This is a genomic window from Agrobacterium sp. RC10-4-1, assembly GCF_014138475.1.
Lineage (GTDB): Bacteria > Pseudomonadota > Alphaproteobacteria > Rhizobiales > Rhizobiaceae > Agrobacterium > Agrobacterium pusense.
This window is the reverse complement of record NZ_JACJIT010000008.1, coordinates 228,656-246,994: the sequence shown is the minus strand read 5'-3', so window position 1 is coordinate 246,994 and position 18,339 is coordinate 228,656. Positions and strand designations below refer to the sequence as shown.

Below are 18,339 nucleotides of genomic sequence, written 5' to 3'. Positions count from 1 at the left end.
GGCGCTGCAAAGGGTGGCGTTGGAGATGGTATGCATGAACAGTCGCATTTGCATTATTGGTTCGGGTCCGACCGGAATCTTTTCCCTTCAGCGCCTTATTCATTCTCCTTCCCCAATGAGTATTACTGTCTTTGAAGCAGAAATGCTGGCGGGGAAGGGAACGCCCTATCTTCCCGGCTCAAATGATCCTGTCATGCTTTCCAACATTCCGAGCATCGAGATACCGCCGTTGCCGCTGTCACTGGTGGAATGGCTATCTCGCCAGGAAGACGATTACCTTAACCGTTTTGCCATTGTACGCGATGCCATCAGCGAGCGTGCGTTTTACCCGAGGTTGGTTCTCGGTGATTATTTTCAAGAGCAGTTCAGTGCGCTTGTGGATTATGGAGTCGAGAAAGGTCACCAGATCGATATCCGCCCCGGGCACCGCGTCAGTGATATATCGCTCGACGTCGACCATATCCGAATTTGCGTCGAAAGCCCTGACGGAAAGTTCGACGCGATCTATGACCACGTCGTGATGGCAACGGGCCATAATTGGCCTGATAAGACCGAAGTGCAGCCAGGCTACTTTGCGTCTCCGTGGCCCGCTTCCGCGCTCAAAAGTTCCTGCTATGGAAGGCTTGGGATACTTGGGACGTCGCTCAGCAGTATCGACGCGCTTTTGACCGTCGCGGTATCCTGCGGCTCGTTTGTTTATGACGACACGGGAACAATGAGGTTTCACGCATCCGCCGGGCACGAAAACTTCACAGCCGTGATGATGTCCCGCAAGGGACTGTTACCGGAGGCGGATTTCTATTGCCCGCTTCCCTACCGGACACCGAGTGTTTGCACGCAGGAAGCTGTCAATGGAGAAATCGAGATTGGCTCTGCCGGTTTGCTCGACAGGGTTTTCGAGCTCTTCAAGCGGGAAATCGCGACCGCCGATCCTGACTACGCAGCCGAAATAGGGCTAAATTGCCTGACGGCGGACACTTTTGCTGACGCATATTACTCACGCCGGTCGGGAGTGGATCCGTTTGTCTGGGCAGCAGCAAACCTAGCCGAAGTCGAACGCAACGCAGAGCAGCGATTCACTGTGCCTTGGCGCTACGCCATACTCATCACACATGAAATCATCGCCAGAGCAATCCCGCACCTGGACACGCGTGACCTAGCGCGGTTCAACCGATCGTTTAAAAGTATATTCATCGATGAATATGCGACCGTACCCCACCTTTCGATCAAGCGTTTGCTTGCGCTTCGAAACGCTGGCAGGTTGGAAATTATCGCGCTGGGAGAAGATTACGCAATAGACACGTGTGGCCTTGCGCGGGGCGCCAGAGTGACCACGGCCGGCTCGGAAGAAGTCTTCGAAAGTTTCATCGATGCGACCGGCCAAACGGCGTTATCGGCACGGGACCTCCCGTTTCCTTCGCTCGTGAAGCAGGCAGCTGTCAAACCGGCTGTCACGCGCGTGGCTTCGACTGGATTAATAGCCGATACGACAGGCCACAACTTCAAGAGGACCGGTGGTATCGAGGTCGACGAATGCTATCGTCCACGCGATACCGGCTTGTTATCCAACCGGCTTTATTGCGTGGCAATACCATTCCTGTTGCATAAGAACCCCTTTGTACAGGGTATCACCAGCGCCGCGGAGTTAGGGCAGGCGGCCGCGCAGGCCATCCTCGACGATATTCGGGCGACGACAGCCGACTTGCTGCTCACAGCCTGACGTAGCGGACAGAATAGATATGACGGTCACTTTTCGCTCAAAACACGTTATCGGGAAAGTCGCTGAGATCTGGCGTTTCCCGGTAAGCTCGCTTGGTGGAGAACGATGCAAATGCGCAGAAATAGAGCCAGCGGGAATCGTCGGCGACAGGCGTTTTGCGCTGTTCGACAATGCATCCGGCATCGCCGCAGCGCCGGAAAAAGACGTTCGATGGCGGCCGGCACTTTTCCTCCGCAGCGCCATTGATGATGGCGGTGTGCGGATCACGTTTCCAAATGGGTGTAATTTCCATATTGAAGATCCTCAATTGCGACTGGAACTTTCGAAGTATTTCGGGTTCGACGTCGGTATCGGAAGTTTCATCGATGCGGACCCGCTTGCTCCTTCTCTTCCCACTGTTGAGAACCGATACTCGAGATCGGCACTTCACTTGGTCACCACTTCGTCACTGGCCGAGCTTCAACAAATGTTATCGGATAGTACGGTTGACCGTTTGCGCTTTCGGCCAAATATTCTACTCGAAACCAGTAATGTGACAGGTTTTGCTGAGTTTCAATGGATCGGTAAGGTCATTAGTTTCGGGCTGGCGGAGGTCGAGGTGACAGACCTCACAAAACGGTGCGGAATGATCCTTGCCGCACAGCCTGATCTGCCGGAACAGCCGGAGATTCTCAGAACGGTATTGAGAAAAGCAGGTCGCGCGTTCGGAGTTTACTGCGAACCTGTCAAAATAGGAAATATCGAATCCGGCCAGCGCGCAGAGTTGATTTCCGGCTAGTCATTCCAAGGGTCGATTTCCAGGGATTAAAAGCAGGCCGAAAACCCACGCCATTTCTTCTCTTCAGTAGCGCGACATTGGCTTTTGGTCATTCCGCCATCGATGGCGTCTTGAACTGGTCGCCCGGCGCAGATGGTAAGCCGAGGTTGTTCCGGAGCTTGATGACAAGACTGTCGGGGTTGAGACTTCTCCGAACGCGCGTCCTGTAGTAGAAGAAAAGGCAGCGGTCCGAGAAGGCGAAGTCTCGCAGGCGGAGCCTCCGGCAAGGCAGTTGAACCGCCTTGATGAACTGAGGCAGGAGCGCGAAGACAAGCGCGATCGAGACGACCAGGAACGGTAAGATGAACGGAAAAAGCCTGCTTCACATTTACCACGAGCAGAAATTGGCGGACGAGTTTGCGCGTGATCGCAATCCTGAGGTGCCAGCGATTTTTGTTGCGGTCGCACTGTTCGTTGTAGTGTTCGTGGTGGGTGCAGCGCTCGACACCGCTTGGGTCTACCTACAGCAATGGTATCACGTCGCCACCAGCTAATGGCCGTTCCGATGAGTAATGAAAGCCGGGTTAGCCCGGCTTTCTGATTTTGAACGCACGAGAGCCCTTGATTGCAGACGGACGCCCCTCCTTCGTACAGCTTTACCACGCAAGTCGTGATGCCTCGCGTGGGATCCACAATGATCACAACCGCTTACGTCATCGACGCCAAAGGCCTTTTGGTGACGCAGGCAGGATCCGTCCGTCTCATCCCGTGGACCTCCATTCGGTTCATACACGTTCACGTAACGAGTGGGGTCGGCTCCACCGGTTTTCCCGTCTACAGCGCCCGTTTGCGGATGCTCTTCGCGTCGAGGGAGATATCCTCGCTGCATTGGCAGGGAGAGGCACGTACCGATCAATCAGCCGGCTACGTTCGCTTCATGGAAGAACTTATTCCATTTGCAATCGCCCGTAACCCGCGGATTCGCCTCCGACACGGTGGCGACCCTATGCTCGAGGCAGCGATCCCGACGGTGCTGTTTCTCGTCTCCATGCCATTCTTGTTGATACCGTTCTTGATCGTTAAACCGCTTGGTGCTCTTGTTTCCGGCTTCAAATTTTCCGGGTTGAACAAATTCGGAACCAGGCCCGTAGTTGCTGCGATCATCGCGGGGCTTGGTGTGGCGCTCAACATGCTTCCCTGGTCGACCGGCAAGCAGTTCAAGGTCGACGATCTGCCAACCGCAGAACTTCCGCCGAAATATCGGAAAGCTCGCGTCTCATCTCATGTGGGATGAAAGCGCGGGTAGTTCCATAATAGAGCTTAGCCCGAGGGAGTCTGGAAACGTTCATGCTGACAGTTGCAGTCGGGAGCAATGGACGGTCGGTCGAAAACTGGTCCGCCGATTATCGGTGCTCGTCATTATGGCTTCGGCTCGATATCACTGCTCAAGCTGTGAAACCCGCGCCTGCATGGTCACACGCAGTCCGTCAGGATCGTAATTGATCTCGACGCCCCCCTTCCCGGGAGACCCATGCGGATCAGAACATCGGCAGATCTTATCCGCCACGGGCGTGGGACACCAGCAGGGGCACGACTTCGCGCTCAAGCCGCTCGACAGACCAGCTGTGCACAGGAGCGGATACGACGATGGCTCCCGCCGGACGACCCTCTGGCCCTGGTACCGCAGCGGCAACATTTACCTCGTCGCGGATCGACTGGCGATCCGTGAAAGCCACGCCTCGAACGCTTGCCTCCAGAATCTCTGTGCGGATTTGGTCCTTGTTCGTAACGGTAAAGGGAGTACCGGGCTGGACGGGGCTTTCCGAAAGAATTCTGTCAATTTCTCCAGGTGGCAGCCACGACAGGATCGCCCGACCACCGGAAGATGAAACGGCCGGAAGTCGCCTGCCCGGATAGGCGGTTCTGAAAGCCGGTTGTGGTCGGCTTTGAACATGCAGCAGGTGGATGATTTCCGTGCCATCCAGGATGCAGAAGGAACAACGCAGCCCGCATTCTTCCCGCAGCCTTATAAGCCGAGGCCATACCGACCGGAGCAACGCGTTTCCCATCTGGAAACGATAAAGAAGATCAAGCGCCCGCTCCGAGACATGGAAAGCGCGTTTGGGCTGGTCTTTCTTCAGATAGCCCAGTCCCGCCAGCGTATCTGTAATGCGCTGGACAGTCGGCACCGGAAAACCGGTCTGCTGTGAAAGTTGCGTCAGGGTGAGCAGCGGCGTTTGTGGGTGGAAAAACTGCAATAAATGCAGGCTTTTGGAAACTGCGGTCACCGCGAGCGGATCATTCTCGTCGTCGACCAGCGGCCACAGCGTGCGTGGATTTGGCTCGAGGTTGGCCGGGCGTACCGCCCGTGTCACCATCAACTCCCCCATGCGTGAGACGGTTTCGCAAAGTTGCCCGGTCACCGTGCCTGCTGCCTCTGTGTCTACAGGACCGGAAAGCGAAATCGCAGCAAGGGGCTGGCCGGCTGCATCGCGAAAAGCGGTCGCAATGACTTGGCGGGATCCGCCTTCGACAGTACCGTCAAAGGAAAATCCCATGCTGCGCTCAGAGGCTATCCGCTCGCGCAGCAAACCCGCGTCGCCTGTCCATGTTGCCAGAAATGTATCGAGTGTTGTCGCATCCATAAGAGACAACAGCGCCCGGCCTGGCGCGGTCTCGGCAAGTGCGACGCGGCTGCCAACCGGGGCAAGTGCCAGGGATGCGGCGGGTGACGGGACCCGGGCCAGCGTAACAGCGGTCTTGCCGTCGAGGAGCCAGAGGTCGGTGCTGAGGCCGGTGCGTGCATTCAGTTCGACGACCAGCGGCATCACGAGATCGATCAACTCGTTGCTGTAAAGATAGACATGTGCGGGATAACACGCCCGGTGCCCGAGAGAAAGGACACCGCTCAGTGCGTCGCGTTCAAGCCAATGAGATTTGACAAGTGTATGGACCAGACGCTGGGCGCTGGACCGGTTCATCCCTCCTCGCCTCGCAACATCGGCAATTCTCAGTTCAGGCGTTTCCGGCCCGAACATCTCAAGCACGGCAAATGCCTTTTCCAGCGCGGCAATGCGGGCCCGGTGATCGGATCCTTCTGAGGGTTTGGTAAAATTCATTTTGCGACGCAGCAAGATCGTTGACAAGGCTTTCAACGAACCTATAATCGATAGTCGAGAATAGCAATCGCATCGCGGTAAAATAATCCTAAGGGGAACGCCTTGCACTCTATGCCAATCGGAATGACGTCATAGTCAGCTATGCCCACATGCTCGCCATGTGACAGTAAGCTGAACCTTGCAAGCCTCTCGCGTTGCGGTCTCACAGCCGCAGTTGCGCAAGGTATTGCAGTCGTATGTTTCGCCGCACCTTTGCGGCGGTACAAGTGCTCTTCGCTGCGCAAACTTTGAGGGATCGCAGCGACATTATCGAAAACGGTCCGGATCGGAAGGGTGCCGTGCGCTTGCGTGCGGGCCAATGCCCGCGCGTTTCGGTCGCTACCTGCCAAACAAAAAAGGGAACAGCGAAATCATGCACGCTCAGTTGACCAGAAAAGCAAGCCGGGCAAGAAGCCGGCTCGTTGCGGCGATCATCGCCCTTTCAGCCTGTGTTGCGGGCTTTGGAACGGATGCCTCGGCCACAACAATGATGGCCGTACCGCATTCTGGCCTGCGTATTCTCGATCCGATCATCACGACCGCTCATATCGTACGCAATCACGGCTACATGATCTATGACACGCTGCTGGCGCTTGATGCCGATTTCAAACCGCAGCCCCAGATGGCTGACTACACTGTTTCGGATGACAAGCTGACCTATACATTCACGCTGCGCGACGGTCTGAAATGGCACGACGGCACACCTGTGACAGCAGAAGACTGCATTGCCTCGCTTCAGCGCTGGGGCAAGCGGGATACTTCCGGTCAGATCCTCTTCGACAAGACAGAAAGCCTGACGGCTACGGACGACAGGACCTTTGTTTTCAAGCTGAAGGAACCCTTCGGCTTCTTGCCCGACGTTCTGGCCAAGCCGTCTTCGGTCGTGCCGTTCATGATGCCGAAACGTATTGCCGCAACCCCGGCCGATACCGCCATTACCGAATTTGTCGGTTCCGGCCCCTTCAGGTTCGTCACGGCCGAGTACCAGCCGGGCGTCAAGGCGGTCTATGAAAAATTCACCGATTACGTACCGCGCAACGAGCCTGCGAGCTGGCTGGCCGGCGGAAAGGTGGTCAAGGTCGACCGTGTGGAATGGTTGAGCATGCCCGATGCCCAGACCGCAATCAACGCTATCCAGTCCGGGGAGATCGACTATATCGAAGCTCCGCCGGTTGATCTTCTACCACTTGTCGAGAGCAATGACGAACTGACCGTCAAGACGCTAAACACGCTTGGCTCGCAGACCATGGGCCGCATGAATTTCCTCTACCCGCCATTCGATAACAAGAAGATCCGCCAGGCTGCTCTCAAAGCGATGAACCAGAAGGATGTTCTCGACGCGCTGATCGGCAATCCGGACTACTACACCATCTGCGGCTCCGTCTTCGGCTGCGGTACGCCGCTTGAAGCACTGGCCGGTTCGGAAAGCCTGACCGGCGCGGGCGATATGGAAAGCGCAAAGGCACTCCTCAAGGAGGCCGGTTACGACGGAACTCCCGTTGTCATCCTTCAGCCAACCGACGTCGTGACCGTCAAGGCCCAGCCCGTCGTGGCGGCGGCTGCGCTGAGGAGTGCGGGCTTCAACGTAGAACTTCAGCCCATGGACTGGCAGACGCTCGTCACTCGCCGCGCCTCGCAGAAGCCGGTGGCTGAGGGTGGCTGGAACATGTTCTTCACCAACTGGATTGTGCCGGAAATCATGACGCCGCTTAACAATCCGATGTTGAACGGTCGCGGCGCCAAGGGATTTTTTGGCTGGCAGACAGACGAGAAGCTGGAAGCGTTGCGCGCCAAATACATCGCCGCGGCGACAGCTGAAGAGCAGAAGGCTGCGGCCGCCGAGCTTCAGGCCCATGCCATGGACGAGGTCAGCTACGTTCCGCTTGGCCAGTACAAGAACCCCTCCGTGTGGCGCAACCAGCTTTCCGGCTTCCTGGAATCGCCGGTTCCCGTGTTCTGGAACATCGAGAAAACAGAAGACTGAGCCTCGTGGAAGAACATGGCGGCATCCTGTGGATGCCGCTGCCCTGCCTGCCCAACCGACGTGAGGATGCTTATGCTCGCCTATACGTTCCGCCGAATTCTGGCCTCCGTTCCGGTAATGATCACGGTAGCCGTCTTCGTTTTTCTCCTGCTGCGCATAACGCCCGGCGATCCGGCCGCCATCATCGCCGGCGACATGGCCACGCCAGAGCAGCTTGAGAAAATCCGCGCTGCCCTCGGCCTCGACAAACCAATCGTCGTGCAGTTCGTCTCGTGGTTCTGGTTGCTTCTCCAGGGCGACCTTGGCGTGTCGCTGATTTCCAATACGCCAGTCACTGCGATGATCGGCAAGCACATCGAACCGACCGTGAGCCTTGCGCTCGTCACGATCGTCCTGTCGGTGCTGATTGCCGTTCCACTTGGGGTCATCGCTGCGTGGCGCCACGGCACGTGGATCGACTATGCCGTCATGACGGTGTCGGTCGTCGGCTTCTCCGTGCCGGTTTTCGTGATCGGCTATATCCTCATCCAGGTCTTCGCCATCGACCTCAAATGGTTTCCGGTGCAGGGCTTCCGGAGCATCACCAAGGGCGTCGGTCCTTTCGCGGAACGCGCCATTTTGCCGGCCCTCACACTTGCTTCCATTTATATCGCGCTGATCGCCCGCATGACACGCGCCTCCGTGCTCGAAGTGCTGGGCGAGGATTATGTGCGAACCGCCCGCGCAAAAGGGCTGAAGGAAAATACCGTCCTGTTCCGCCACGCGCTGCGCAATGCCGCGGTTCCTGTGCTCACCATTATCGGCACCGGCTTTGCACTGCTTATTTCCGGCGTCGTGGTAACGGAGAGCGTATTCAACATTCCCGGCATTGGAAGGCTCACGGTCGATGCCATTCTTGCCCGCGATTACCCTGTCATTCAGGGCATGATCCTGCTGACAAGCGGTATCTATGTGATGGTCAATCTCCTCATCGACCTCTCCTACTCCTTCTTCGATCCGAGGATACGGTACTGATGGCCAATTCCACGCTATTTGGTGCCGCCATGCGGCTGCCCGTTTTCGCCGGCAGAAAAAAACGCGGACAAGCTGTCCTCGTCCCTGCCATCGCGCTTGCAATTCTTATCCTGATCATTCTCATGGCTGTTCTCGCGCCATGGCTTGCTCCGCATGATCCCGTGGCCATGACGCCCTCTGCCCGCCTCAAGCCCGCCAGCGATATCTACCCGCTCGGTTCCGATGCCTACGGACGGGACCTGCTGTCGCGTGTGCTCTACGGGGCTCGCATCTCCCTTTTTATTGGTATCGGAGCGACTGTCATCTCGGTGGCTGTCGGACTGGGGATCGGCCTGGTCTCGGGCTTCTTTCGGTTCCTCGACGCCGTGGTCATGCGGATCATGGACGCACTGATGGCAATTCCAAGCCTGCTGCTCGCCATCGCCGTGGTTTCGCTCACCGGGGCAAATATCTGGACCGTCATGTTCGCCATTACTGTCCCGGAAATTCCTCGTGTGGTGCGTCTTGTTCGCTCGGTGGTGCTGACTGCACGCGAAGAGCCCTACGTCGAGGCCGCGATCGCTGCCGGTTCGGGCCTTCCGAAAATCCTCTGGCGGCATCTGATGCCGAATACCCTGGCGCCGCTCATCGTGCAGGCCACCTATGTCTGCGCCTCGGCGATCCTTACAGAAGCGATCCTGTCTTTCCTCGGGGCTGGTGTCTCCACGGAAATACCGACATGGGGAAATATCATGGCCGAGGGACGCGCCTATTTCCAGATCAATCCGCAACTGATCTTCTGGCCAGGTCTGGTGCTCTCGCTCTGCATTCTATCCATCAACCTTCTCGGTGATACGGCGCGCGATCTGCTCGATCCGCGCATGAAGAAAAGGGAGGCCGCGAAATGACGGCTGTTGCATTCGATCCCGCCACCGCGTCCGAAGTATTGCGCGTCGAGAACCTCGTCATCCGCCTGACCGGAGACGATGACAGCGTGCCGGTCCTCAACGGCATTTCGATCACCATCCGAGCCGGAGAAACTGTGTGCCTTGTGGGCGAGAGCGGTTCTGGCAAATCGGTGACCTCGCTCGCTACGATGGGGCTCCTGCCGCGAAATTCTCTTGAACCTGCAGGGGGTACAATCCTCTTTGAAGGTGAAGACCTCCTCAAGGCCGACGCCGGTCGCATGCGGGCACTGCGCTCGAAAAATATTGCCATGATTTTCCAGGAGCCGATGACAGCACTCAACCCGGTGCTGACGGTTGGCAGGCAGATTTGCGAGGTGCTTCAGGAGCACACGACGCTTTCAGCAAGAGAGCAGAAGATCGCCGTTCTTGAGATGATGCGGGAAGTGCATCTGCCCGATGTCGAGCGGATATTCGCAGCCTATCCCCATCAGCTCTCGGGTGGACAGCGCCAGCGTATCATGATCGCCATGGCCTTGATCCTCAAACCCAGACTGCTGATCGCCGACGAACCGACCACGGCCCTTGATGTGACGACCCAGAAGCAGATCCTCAAGCTCATCAATGAACTTCAGGAAAAGCAGGGTACCGCCGTTCTCTTTATAACCCACGACATGGGCGTAGTGGCCGAGATTGCAGACACCGTCTACGTCATGAACCGTGGCAATCTCGTCGAGAGTGGTCCGGTCGACACGATTTTAAGAGCGCCGGAAATGGACTATACCCGCACGCTTCTTTCTTCCGTGCCAAGCCTTCAACCGCGCGAGCCGCGCCCCGCCCTCTCGGACGAGGTCGTGCTCTCGGCCTCGGAGCTTGAGAAGGTGTATGGCAAAAAAGGCTTTTTCGGAAAAACCGCGGCCGGAACAAAAGCCGCGACGGATGTGTCCTTCACACTGAAGAAGGGTCGTACTCTCGGTATCGTCGGTGAAAGCGGCTCTGGCAAGTCGACCGTCGCTCGCTGTATTATGCGGCTGATCGATCCCACCTCCGGCTCGATCCGCATTTCCGGACAGGAAATCGCCGATTTCTCCCGCCGGACCCTGCAGCCATATCGCCAGCATATCCAGATGGTGTTTCAGGATCCCTATCGCTCGCTCAACCCGCGTATCACGGTGGGGGAAAGCATCATTGAAGGGCCAGTAAATTACGGTACGCCGAGGCGGGACGCCCTGAAGCGAGCGCGCGAACTTCTCGCAATCGTCGGCCTGCCCCCGGATGCAGTGGGCCGCTATCCTCACCAGTTCTCAGGCGGCCAGCGCCAGCGCATCGCGATCGCCCGTGCCGTTGCCATGAACCCGAAGGTTCTCGTGGCCGACGAGGCAGTGTCGGCACTCGACGTATCGGTTCAGGCACAGGTACTCGACCTTCTTGCGGACTTGCAGGAAAAGCTCGGTATTTCCATCCTGTTCATCACGCATGATCTTCGCGTTGCCGCCCAGATATGTGACGACGTGATCGTTATGCAGAAAGGTCGCATTGTGGAATATGCCAGCGGCTACGAAGTGCTCACCAGTCCGGTTCATGCATACACCCGCCAGCTTATCGATGCCGCCCCGGGGCGGCATTGGGATTTCGCCAATTTCCGGCCGCTTGCCCCCGAAGCTGCATAATTTCCAGGAGAATGACCGATGACGTCCCGGCGTGTCGCCTTTGCCGGTTTCATTCATGAGACCAATACATTTGCTCCCACCAAAGCCACTTATGACGCCTTTCTGAAGGGATCCGGCCATCTGCCGCTCTGCCGCGGCGAGGAGATGATCGCTCTCGTCCGGGGCGCAAATACCGGTATCGAGGGCGCGCTCGATTACGCCCGGCAAGCAAACTGGGAAGTTGTTCCTATACTGCGGGCAAGCGCCGTTCCTTCTGCTCATGTTACCGAGGATGCTTTCGAGCGCATTGCCGGTGAGATCGTTGCCGGCATCGTGGCAGCGCTGCCCGTCGACGGAATCTACCTCGATCTTCATGGAGCCATGGTCTGTGAACATCTGGACGATGGCGAGGGCGAACTTCTCGCCCGCATCAAAAGCGCAGTCGGCCACGACATCCCCGTCGCTGTCAGTCTCGACCTGCACGGCAACATAACCAGGCGGTCGGTCGACGACGCCGATGTCATGATCGGCTACCGCACCTATCCGCATGTGGACATGGCCCTGACTGGCAAACGTGCCGCGGGTTTGCTTGACCGCCTGATGGATGGTGAGCGTTTTGCGAAGTCCTATCGTCAGATCGACTATCTGATCCCCATATCGTGGCAATGTACTGAGATGGAGCCGGCGCAATCCATCTACGCCCGCCTCGCAGGACTGGAGGAAGAGAAAACAATTCTCTCGCTCTCCTTCTTTCCCGGCTTCCCGGCTGCCGATTTCAACGATTGCGGTGCGACTGTTCTCTCCTATGGAACGACGCAGGAAGCAGCTGATCTTGCCGCCGACGAGCTGAAGGCCCTGATCGACGCCAGCGAGCCCGCCTTTGCCGGGCGCGTCTACAGCGCTGATGAGGGCGTAAAGGAGGCAATCCGTCTTTCCGCAACCGCCGCAAAGCCTGTCGTGCTTGCGGATACGCAGGACAATCCCGGGGCCGGTGGCGATTCCGATACGACCGGAATGCTGCGGGCTCTCATCGACAACGGTGCACAGAACGCGGCGCTTGGCCTGCTCTATGACCCTGAGGCTGCGCTGGCAGCACAGGCAGCGGGGATTGGCGCAACGATCCGCATCGCGCTCGGTGGAAAATCCGGCATTCCAGGTGACGAGCCGCTTGAGGCGGAGTTCATCGTCGAAGCATTGTCCGACGGGTTGACACGCGTCACCGGTCCCTACTACGGCGACACCCTGATGCGGCTTGGACCTTCAGCGTGCCTCAGGATCGGTGGCGTTCGCGTAGCCGTAGCCTCTCACAAGGTGCAGATGGCCGACCGCGGCCTGTTCCGTTATCTCGGCATTGAGCCGGAAACGTCGAGCATTCTCGTCAACAAGAGCTCGGTGCACTTCCGCGCAGATTTCGAACCGTTTGCCGAGACAATTCTCGTTTGTGCCGCACCCGGTCCAATGGCCGTTGACCCGGCTGCCCTTCCATGGAGGAGGCTTCGCCCGGGCGTCCGCCTCTCCCCTCTCTCTGCCGCCCTCTCCTGATCCGTCACTTTTTTGAATTCAAGGATACAGCAATGCCCGTTATCGAGAAAATTGCCGCCTGGCACGATGAAATGACTGCCCTTCGCCGTGACATTCACGCTCATCCGGAAATCGGTTTTGAGGAGATACGAACTTCCGCCATCGTTGCCGACAAGCTGGTGAGCTACGGCATCGAGGTGCATCGCGGCATCGGCAAGACCGGCGTTGTCGGCGTTTTGAAGGGGGCTAAGGGGAGCGGGCGTACCATCGGCCTGCGTGCCGACATGGACGCGCTGCCGATGGAAGAGCGTACCAACCTGCCATACTCGTCGAAAATCGCGAACCGCTTCCACGGCTGCGGCCATGACGGTCACACGACCATGTTACTTGGTGCCGCGCGATACCTCGCCGAAACCCGCAATTTTGCCGGCACGGCCGTATTCATTTTTCAGCCCGGCGAAGAAGGCTGCGGCGGGGCTCGCGCCATGCTGGCAGATGGCCTGTTTGAACGTTTCCCCTGTGACGAGCTCTACGGGTTGCACAATATGCCGAACGAGGAGCCGAACAAGATCGGCATCAAACCCGGCACCGCAATGGCCGGCGCTGATTTCTTCGATTTTCACATCAAGGGACGCGGCAGCCACGGTGCGCGTCCCGAAGGGTCCAAGGATCCCGTCATTGTCGCAACTCACCTGGTCTCGGCCCTGCAATCGATCGTGTCGCGCAACATTTCTCCACTTCGGTCAGCCGTGGTGTCGGTCACGCAGATTCATGCCGGCTCCGCCTATAATGTCGTTCCGGAAGAGGCGACAGTCTCCGGCACGGTGCGTTATCTCGATCGCGAGGTGAATGAACAGATCCGTGAGCGTATGCGCACCATCGCAGCCGGCCTTGCCGCGTCTTTCGAAGTCGAAATTGTAACAGACATTCGCAATGTTTTCGACGTCCTCATCAATACGGAAGAACTTGTAGAGGGTTTCGCTGATGCCGCCCGCGACATCGTGGGTGCAGATCTTGTCTATACGAAGGACGAGCCTGTCATGGGCAGCGAGGACTTTGCCGATATGCTCTACAAGGTGCCCGGCGTCTACTGCACCGTTGGCCATGCCGGATCGGTACAGCTGCACAATCCGGGCTTTGTTCTGGATGACAATATTCTGCCGGTTGGTGCGAGCCTTCTGGCGCGTGTCGTCGAAAAACGTCTGGCCGCCTGACGCCCATGCCCTGCCACAAGATCGGGATTGCCCCCTCCCTTGTGCGCGGGCGTCCCGTCACGATGAAACGAGCCCCAATTATGGATTTCACCAAACTTCCCTTTGATACAGACGCCATGCTGAAGCGTCTGAGGCCCTGGATAGAATGCGAAAGCCCGACATTCGATGCTGCAGCCGTGGATCGCATGATGGATCTTGCTGCCACCGATTTCGCAACGATCGGTGCCACAATAGAACGAATCCCCGGCCGTATGGGACTTGGCGGCAGCCTGCGTGCGCGTTTTGGCGACACGCACGGCACGCCTGGAATTCTCGTCTCCGGTCATCTCGATACGGTTCACCCGGTTGGCACGCTGAAAGAACTCCCGTTTCGTATCGAGGATACTCGTGCCTACGGCCCGGGCATACTCGACATGAAGGGTGGCAACTTTCTGGTCTTCGAGGCAATGAGGCAGCTTCTGAACACGGGCATCGGCACCCGCCTGCCGGTCACCGTCTTGCTGACCCCCGACGAAGAGATCGGCACACCCTCGACGCGGGACCTGATCGAGGCTGAGGCCCGGCGCAACAAATACGTGCTGGTTCCCGAACCGGCACGGGAGGAGAACGGGGTGGTCACCGGTCGCTATGCCATCGCCCGCTACAACCTGGTGGCCCGCGGCAGACCCTCGCATGCCGGCGTTTCGCCGAAATCCGGGCGGTCTGCAATTCGCGAAATGGCCCGCAGGGTGATTGAAATAGATGCAATGAGCGACGACGACTGCACTTTTTCCGTTGGCGTCATGCATGGCGGGCAATGGGTCAATTGTGTCTCTTCGCTGTGCACGGCCGAGGCGCTGTCCATGGCGAAAACCGATGACGATCTCGCGTCCGGTGTCGCCCGAATGCTCAATTTGTCAGGGGTGGAAAACGAGGTGGAGTTCTCGGTCACCTGCGGCGTCACCAGACCCGTCTGGCCACCGGACCGTCCGGAAACCATGGCGCTTTACGAAAAGGCTCGTTTGCTTGCCGACAGTCTTGGGGTTTGCCTTCCCCACGGCAGTTCAGGCGGCGGTTCCGACGGCAATTTTACGGGCGCGCTCGGCATTGCCACGCTCTGTGGCCTGGGGCTGCGTGGCGCAGGTTATCACACCCTCGAAGAGCACATCGAAATTGACAGCCTGATTGATCGCGGCAGGCTGATGGCCGGTCTTCTGGCGACGCTGGATTGAGGACAGAGTAATGACAGGCGACATCACCCGGCTCTCCGCAGCCGCGCTTTCCAGGGCAATCCACCTGCGGCAGGTTTCCTGCCTCTCGGTGATGGAAGCCTATCTCGATCGCATCGACAGCCTCAATCCAGCCGTGAATGCGATCGTCTTTCGTAGACCAAGCACAGAGTTGCTGGAGGAGGCGCGCGCCTGTGACCGGGAACTTGAGGAAGGGCGCTCGCGCGGCTGGATGCACGGGTTTCCCCAGGCGGTAAAAGATCTCTCCGAAGTTCAGGGCCTGCCGTGCTCCTGGGGGTCGCCGCTCTTTGACAATTTTGTTTCCACCGCCGACAGTCTCCATGTGGAACGTGTTCGCGCCGCCGGCGCGATTTTCATTGGCAAGACCAACACGCCCGAATTTGGCCTCGGGTCCCATACGACCAACCCTGTCCATGGCCCAACCCGAAACCCCTATGACAGGACCAGAAGCGCCGGCGGTTCTTCCGGTGGCGCGGCGGCGGCGCTCGCATGCCGGATGCTGCCGGTCGCAGATGGCTCTGATATGATGGGCTCGCTGCGCAATCCTGCCGCCTTCAACAACGTTGTCGGCTTCCGGCCGAGTTTCGGGAGGGTTCCAGGCACAAAAGGGAACGAGCTTTTCCTTGGCCAGCTTGCCACTTCAGGCCCCATGGGCAAGACGGTGGAGGACGCCGCTTTGCTTCTCGCAACGCAGGCAGGTTATGAGCGGCGCGACCCGCTATCCCTGGCGGACGAAAGTCTGGCAATCCGAGGTCCTGCAACGACACAGGGAATGAAAGTCGCCTGGTTTGGTGATTTCGGTGGATATCTTCCCTTTGAGCCCGGGGTTCTGGATGTTGATTGCAAGGCTCTCGCCGTCCTGGCGAACATGGGCTGCGATATCGATGAACTCGTGCCGGATTTCGAACTGCCGAAACTCTGGGAAGCGTGGATGACATTGCGCAGCTTCAGCGTGACCCACGGCCTGCGCGCCTTTTATGACCAGCCGGAAACACGGTCGCTTCTCAATCGGCAACAGATGTTTGAATTCGACATCGCGCTTTCGTGCAGTGCCGCCGATATCTTTAATGCGTCCGTCGTCCGGACAGCCTGGTACCAGTATCTCTGCAGATTGTTTGAACGGTACGATTTTATTTTGATGCCGAGTGCACAGGTATTCCCTTTCGATATCGATCTCTCGTGGCCGACCGAAATCGACGGAAAAGCCATGGACACCTATCATCGCTGGATGGAGGTCGTGATCGGTCCCACGCTGGCTGGACTTCCCGTGGCGGCCGTTCCCGCGGGATTCGGGGTTAACGGGTTGCCGACTGGTATACAGCTGGTGGGACCACCACGCAGTGACCGGGCAACCCTTGAATTTGCACTGGCGTATGAGCAGTCAGCTGACATCCAGACGGGTGATGTGGTCATGTAAACCCCTTTGGCGCTCCGGGGCTTTCTTTGAAGCGCGAGCCGGTCTGAGACGGATAGCTTATGCGGCTTGTAGCAAGTAATATCGTCTCGTTGGACCGGGTCCTGCGTTCAATTGCAGAGCCATGAGTATGGTTTCTGTTGCATCCCGGGCTTCCGTCTGTTCGCAACAACAAATCTCTGCCATTGCCTGTAGCGGCTGAGGCGCTATCATGGGAGTGCTGTGGGGCGCTAAGCTTTGGGAGGAGCGATACGTGAGACGGATGTGGCCAGATGAATTTGCCTTTCTGCTGGACGATGCGGAAGAGGTCGACTTGCATATTCCACCGGTGGCACATGAGGATGGATCGCCGGGAAAAACCATTTCCAGGAAAGCCTTGAAAGTTCGTATCAGCCAGCAGGACTTCGAGAAAATTTGGCCGCTTGCCGAGGCTCGCTATCGGTTGAACGGCAGGTTTGCGGGCAAGGCCATTACGCTGATCGCCAATAATCCCCATTACCAGAAGTGGCATCCCTCCGATGGCGGCAGTGTCGAAAGCGTGTCGGATAGCGGTCAAAAATATACCACGCCTTATGTGATCGTGCACTTTCTGCTGGATGATGTCCGCGAGCCTGTCGAGGTTTAGTTCACAGCGCCGGCTCTGCCGTCAGGTAGCCCGGCCTTTCATGGCGTCGAGATATTGGCGTTGCGGGAATAGTCTCTCGCTTCAACGGCTCTCGCACATGATCGAACGATCATTGAAGATTGAGGCAGCCATTGTATGAAAACGGGAGACGCGGCCGCTGGCCGCGCCCTTCGGGTTCAGAAGCCGCTTTTTGCAAGAAATGCCCTGCTGGCTGCCAGATCATCGAGAATGCTGCCTGTATTACGCGGGTCGCGTTCCTGTTCGATGGTGATATAGCCGCCATAACCAAGTTCGGTCAGGAGGCTGCGGATGGCTGGATAGTCAATCGAGCCGCGGCCGATCGGACACATCACGCCCTTGGCGCAGGCCTCGAAGAAGCGGATGCGCTCCGCCATCACCTCCTGAAAGACCGCGGCGTCGATATCCTTGAAATGAATGTAGTCGACGCGATCCCAATAGCGGCGCAACGTGGCGACGGGGTCCATGCCGGAATAGGCCATATGGCCGGTATCGAGGCAGAGACCCGCAAGATCTGCGGGAATGTCCTCAACGATCTGCTGCAACTCATCGGCAAACTCGATGTAGCCGCCGGCATGGGGATGTAAGGTGGCGCGCACGCCATATTTGTCCCGGGCGAGCGTTGCGATGGCCCGGATGTTCTCGACCATGCCCCGCCAGGCGGTTTTATCGAGACGTGGCGCGCGGTCAGAATGTCCGGCGGCATAATCACGCTCGTCATGGCCCCAGTCCATCACCGTCAGATAGGGGGCGGAAAAACGTTGGCCCGCATGGGTTTCCGGCTTTGGCAGGCGCGTTATCAGCGCGCAGATCTCCTCAGTCTGGCGTAGCAGATTGTCGCGATTTCCGGGTGAGACCAGATCGTCGAAGATGGTGCCGGCGACGATCTTGAGGCCTCGTTCATCCAGCGCCTGCGAAACGCGCCTGAGGTCGAGCGGCAGATAACCGTAGGGGCCGAGTTCCAGACCGCCGAAACCGGCTGCTTTCGCTTCGTCCAGCACCCTTTCCCAATGGGGAAGATGCGGGTTCTTGACGTCGTCGACACCCCAGCAGCAGGGAGCGGTGGTGATGGTGATCGGGTTGGTCATTTGATCCTCATGGCGGCAGCGGCATCGGCCAGTTCTCTAGCCCGTTGCAACGTCTCAGCGGTTG

Annotated in this window: 15 protein-coding genes; 13 read left to right on the top strand and 2 right to left on the bottom strand. The window is 58.1% G+C overall.

The genetic code is table 11. The features are described 5' to 3' along the window. Positions 1 to 34: 34 nt before the first annotated feature. From FHW77_RS21600 to FHW77_RS21585, 4 genes are all read left to right on the top strand, one after another. Complete coding sequence (locus tag FHW77_RS21600) at positions 35 to 1,720, top strand: FAD/NAD(P)-binding protein (protein WP_044459538.1); 1,686 nt, start codon at positions 35 to 37, stop codon at positions 1,718 to 1,720. 19 nt (positions 1,721 to 1,739) lie between these two features. Further along, on the top strand, positions 1,740 to 2,498 hold the full coding sequence (locus tag FHW77_RS21595; RefSeq protein ID WP_044459537.1) for an MOSC domain-containing protein: 759 nt from the start codon (positions 1,740 to 1,742) through the stop codon (positions 2,496 to 2,498). Between the two features lie 341 nt (positions 2,499 to 2,839). Then, entirely contained in the window at positions 2,840 to 3,031 is a 192-nt protein-coding gene (locus FHW77_RS21590) for a hypothetical protein (protein ID WP_044459536.1), read from the top strand. A 140-nt stretch (positions 3,032 to 3,171) separates the two neighbouring features. Beyond that, positions 3,172 to 3,771: a hypothetical protein gene (locus FHW77_RS21585; RefSeq protein WP_004437405.1), complete on the top strand. Its 600-nt coding sequence runs from the start codon at positions 3,172 to 3,174 to the stop codon at positions 3,769 to 3,771. A 262-nt stretch (positions 3,772 to 4,033) separates the two neighbouring features. Here FHW77_RS21585 and FHW77_RS21580 read toward each other — a convergent pair whose 3' ends face one another. After that, positions 4,034 to 5,596 carry an IclR family transcriptional regulator gene (locus FHW77_RS21580; protein WP_044459535.1) on the bottom strand — a complete coding sequence of 521 codons (1,563 nt, stop codon included), beginning with the start codon at positions 5,594 to 5,596 and terminating at the stop codon, positions 4,034 to 4,036. A gap of 412 nt (positions 5,597 to 6,008) precedes the next feature. Between FHW77_RS21580 and FHW77_RS21575 the strand changes: the two genes are divergently transcribed. From FHW77_RS21575 to FHW77_RS21535, 9 genes are all read left to right on the top strand, one after another. Next, on the top strand, positions 6,009 to 7,619 hold the full coding sequence (locus FHW77_RS21575; RefSeq protein ID WP_004437412.1) for an ABC transporter substrate-binding protein: 1,611 nt from the start codon (positions 6,009 to 6,011) through the stop codon (positions 7,617 to 7,619). A 72-nt stretch (positions 7,620 to 7,691) separates the two neighbouring features. After that, positions 7,692 to 8,633, top strand: coding sequence for an ABC transporter permease (locus FHW77_RS21570; RefSeq protein ID WP_004437414.1), 942 nt, complete (start codon positions 7,692 to 7,694; stop codon positions 8,631 to 8,633). 29 nt (positions 8,634 to 8,662) lie between these two features. After that, positions 8,663 to 9,520: an ABC transporter permease gene (locus FHW77_RS21565; RefSeq protein ID WP_223215483.1), complete on the top strand. Its 858-nt coding sequence runs from the start codon at positions 8,663 to 8,665 to the stop codon at positions 9,518 to 9,520. Further along, positions 9,517 to 11,187, top strand: coding sequence for an ABC transporter ATP-binding protein (locus FHW77_RS21560; protein WP_022563353.1), 1,671 nt, complete (start codon positions 9,517 to 9,519; stop codon positions 11,185 to 11,187). The genes FHW77_RS21565 and FHW77_RS21560 overlap by 4 nt, the downstream gene beginning before the upstream one ends. A gap of 18 nt (positions 11,188 to 11,205) precedes the next feature. Continuing rightward, positions 11,206 to 12,708 carry a M81 family metallopeptidase gene (locus tag FHW77_RS21555; protein WP_044459534.1) on the top strand — a complete coding sequence of 501 codons (1,503 nt, stop codon included), beginning with the start codon at positions 11,206 to 11,208 and terminating at the stop codon, positions 12,706 to 12,708. 32 nt (positions 12,709 to 12,740) lie between these two features. Continuing rightward, positions 12,741 to 13,901 (top strand): M20 aminoacylase family protein, encoded by a 1,161-nt coding sequence (locus FHW77_RS21550; RefSeq protein WP_044459533.1) that lies wholly within the window; start codon positions 12,741 to 12,743, stop codon positions 13,899 to 13,901. 80 nt (positions 13,902 to 13,981) lie between these two features. Beyond that, the gene (locus FHW77_RS21545; RefSeq protein WP_044459532.1) at positions 13,982 to 15,112 is read left to right on the top strand and encodes a M20/M25/M40 family metallo-hydrolase; all 1,131 of its coding nucleotides are present in this window, start codon (positions 13,982 to 13,984) and stop codon (positions 15,110 to 15,112) included. Between the two features lie 10 nt (positions 15,113 to 15,122). Beyond that, the gene (locus tag FHW77_RS21540) at positions 15,123 to 16,547 is read left to right on the top strand and encodes an amidase (protein WP_044459531.1); all 1,425 of its coding nucleotides are present in this window, start codon (positions 15,123 to 15,125) and stop codon (positions 16,545 to 16,547) included. A 259-nt stretch (positions 16,548 to 16,806) separates the two neighbouring features. Further along, a complete protein-coding gene (locus FHW77_RS21535) occupies positions 16,807 to 17,169 on the top strand; it encodes a hypothetical protein (protein ID WP_034500166.1) in 363 nt (120 codons plus the stop codon). 176 nt (positions 17,170 to 17,345) lie between these two features. On the opposite strand, the gene FHW77_RS21530 is transcribed toward FHW77_RS21535, so the two are convergent. Continuing rightward, the gene (locus FHW77_RS21530) at positions 17,346 to 18,275 is read right to left on the bottom strand and encodes a sugar phosphate isomerase/epimerase family protein (protein WP_035207450.1); all 930 of its coding nucleotides are present in this window, start codon (positions 18,273 to 18,275) and stop codon (positions 17,346 to 17,348) included. Positions 18,276 to 18,339 lie beyond the last annotated feature (64 nt).

Excerpts from the sequence above, each read along its gene's own strand:
- FHW77_RS21580 (WP_044459535.1), bottom strand. The coding sequence starts at position 5,596 with ATGAATTTTACCAAACCCTCAGAAGGATCCGATCACCGGGCCCGCATT.
- FHW77_RS21595 (WP_044459537.1), top strand. The coding sequence starts at position 1,740 with ATGACGGTCACTTTTCGCTCAAAACACGTTATCGGGAAAGTCGCTGAG.
- FHW77_RS21600 (WP_044459538.1), top strand. The coding sequence starts at position 35 with ATGAACAGTCGCATTTGCATTATTGGTTCGGGTCCGACCGGAATCTTT.
- FHW77_RS21530 (WP_035207450.1), bottom strand. The coding sequence starts at position 18,275 with ATGACCAACCCGATCACCATCACCACCGCTCCCTGCTGCTGGGGTGTC.
- FHW77_RS21585 (WP_004437405.1), top strand. The coding sequence starts at position 3,172 with ATGATCACAACCGCTTACGTCATCGACGCCAAAGGCCTTTTGGTGACG.
- FHW77_RS21565 (WP_223215483.1), top strand. The coding sequence starts at position 8,663 with ATGCGGCTGCCCGTTTTCGCCGGCAGAAAAAAACGCGGACAAGCTGTC.
- FHW77_RS21545 (WP_044459532.1), top strand. The coding sequence starts at position 13,982 with ATGGATTTCACCAAACTTCCCTTTGATACAGACGCCATGCTGAAGCGT.
- FHW77_RS21575 (WP_004437412.1), top strand. The coding sequence starts at position 6,009 with ATGCACGCTCAGTTGACCAGAAAAGCAAGCCGGGCAAGAAGCCGGCTC.
- FHW77_RS21555 (WP_044459534.1), top strand. The coding sequence starts at position 11,206 with ATGACGTCCCGGCGTGTCGCCTTTGCCGGTTTCATTCATGAGACCAAT.
- FHW77_RS21560 (WP_022563353.1), top strand. The coding sequence starts at position 9,517 with ATGACGGCTGTTGCATTCGATCCCGCCACCGCGTCCGAAGTATTGCGC.
- FHW77_RS21570 (WP_004437414.1), top strand. The coding sequence starts at position 7,692 with ATGCTCGCCTATACGTTCCGCCGAATTCTGGCCTCCGTTCCGGTAATG.
- FHW77_RS21540 (WP_044459531.1), top strand. The coding sequence starts at position 15,123 with ATGACAGGCGACATCACCCGGCTCTCCGCAGCCGCGCTTTCCAGGGCA.
- FHW77_RS21590 (WP_044459536.1), top strand. The coding sequence starts at position 2,840 with ATGAACGGAAAAAGCCTGCTTCACATTTACCACGAGCAGAAATTGGCG.
- FHW77_RS21550 (WP_044459533.1), top strand. The coding sequence starts at position 12,741 with ATGCCCGTTATCGAGAAAATTGCCGCCTGGCACGATGAAATGACTGCC.
- FHW77_RS21535 (WP_034500166.1), top strand. The coding sequence starts at position 16,807 with ATGTGGCCAGATGAATTTGCCTTTCTGCTGGACGATGCGGAAGAGGTC.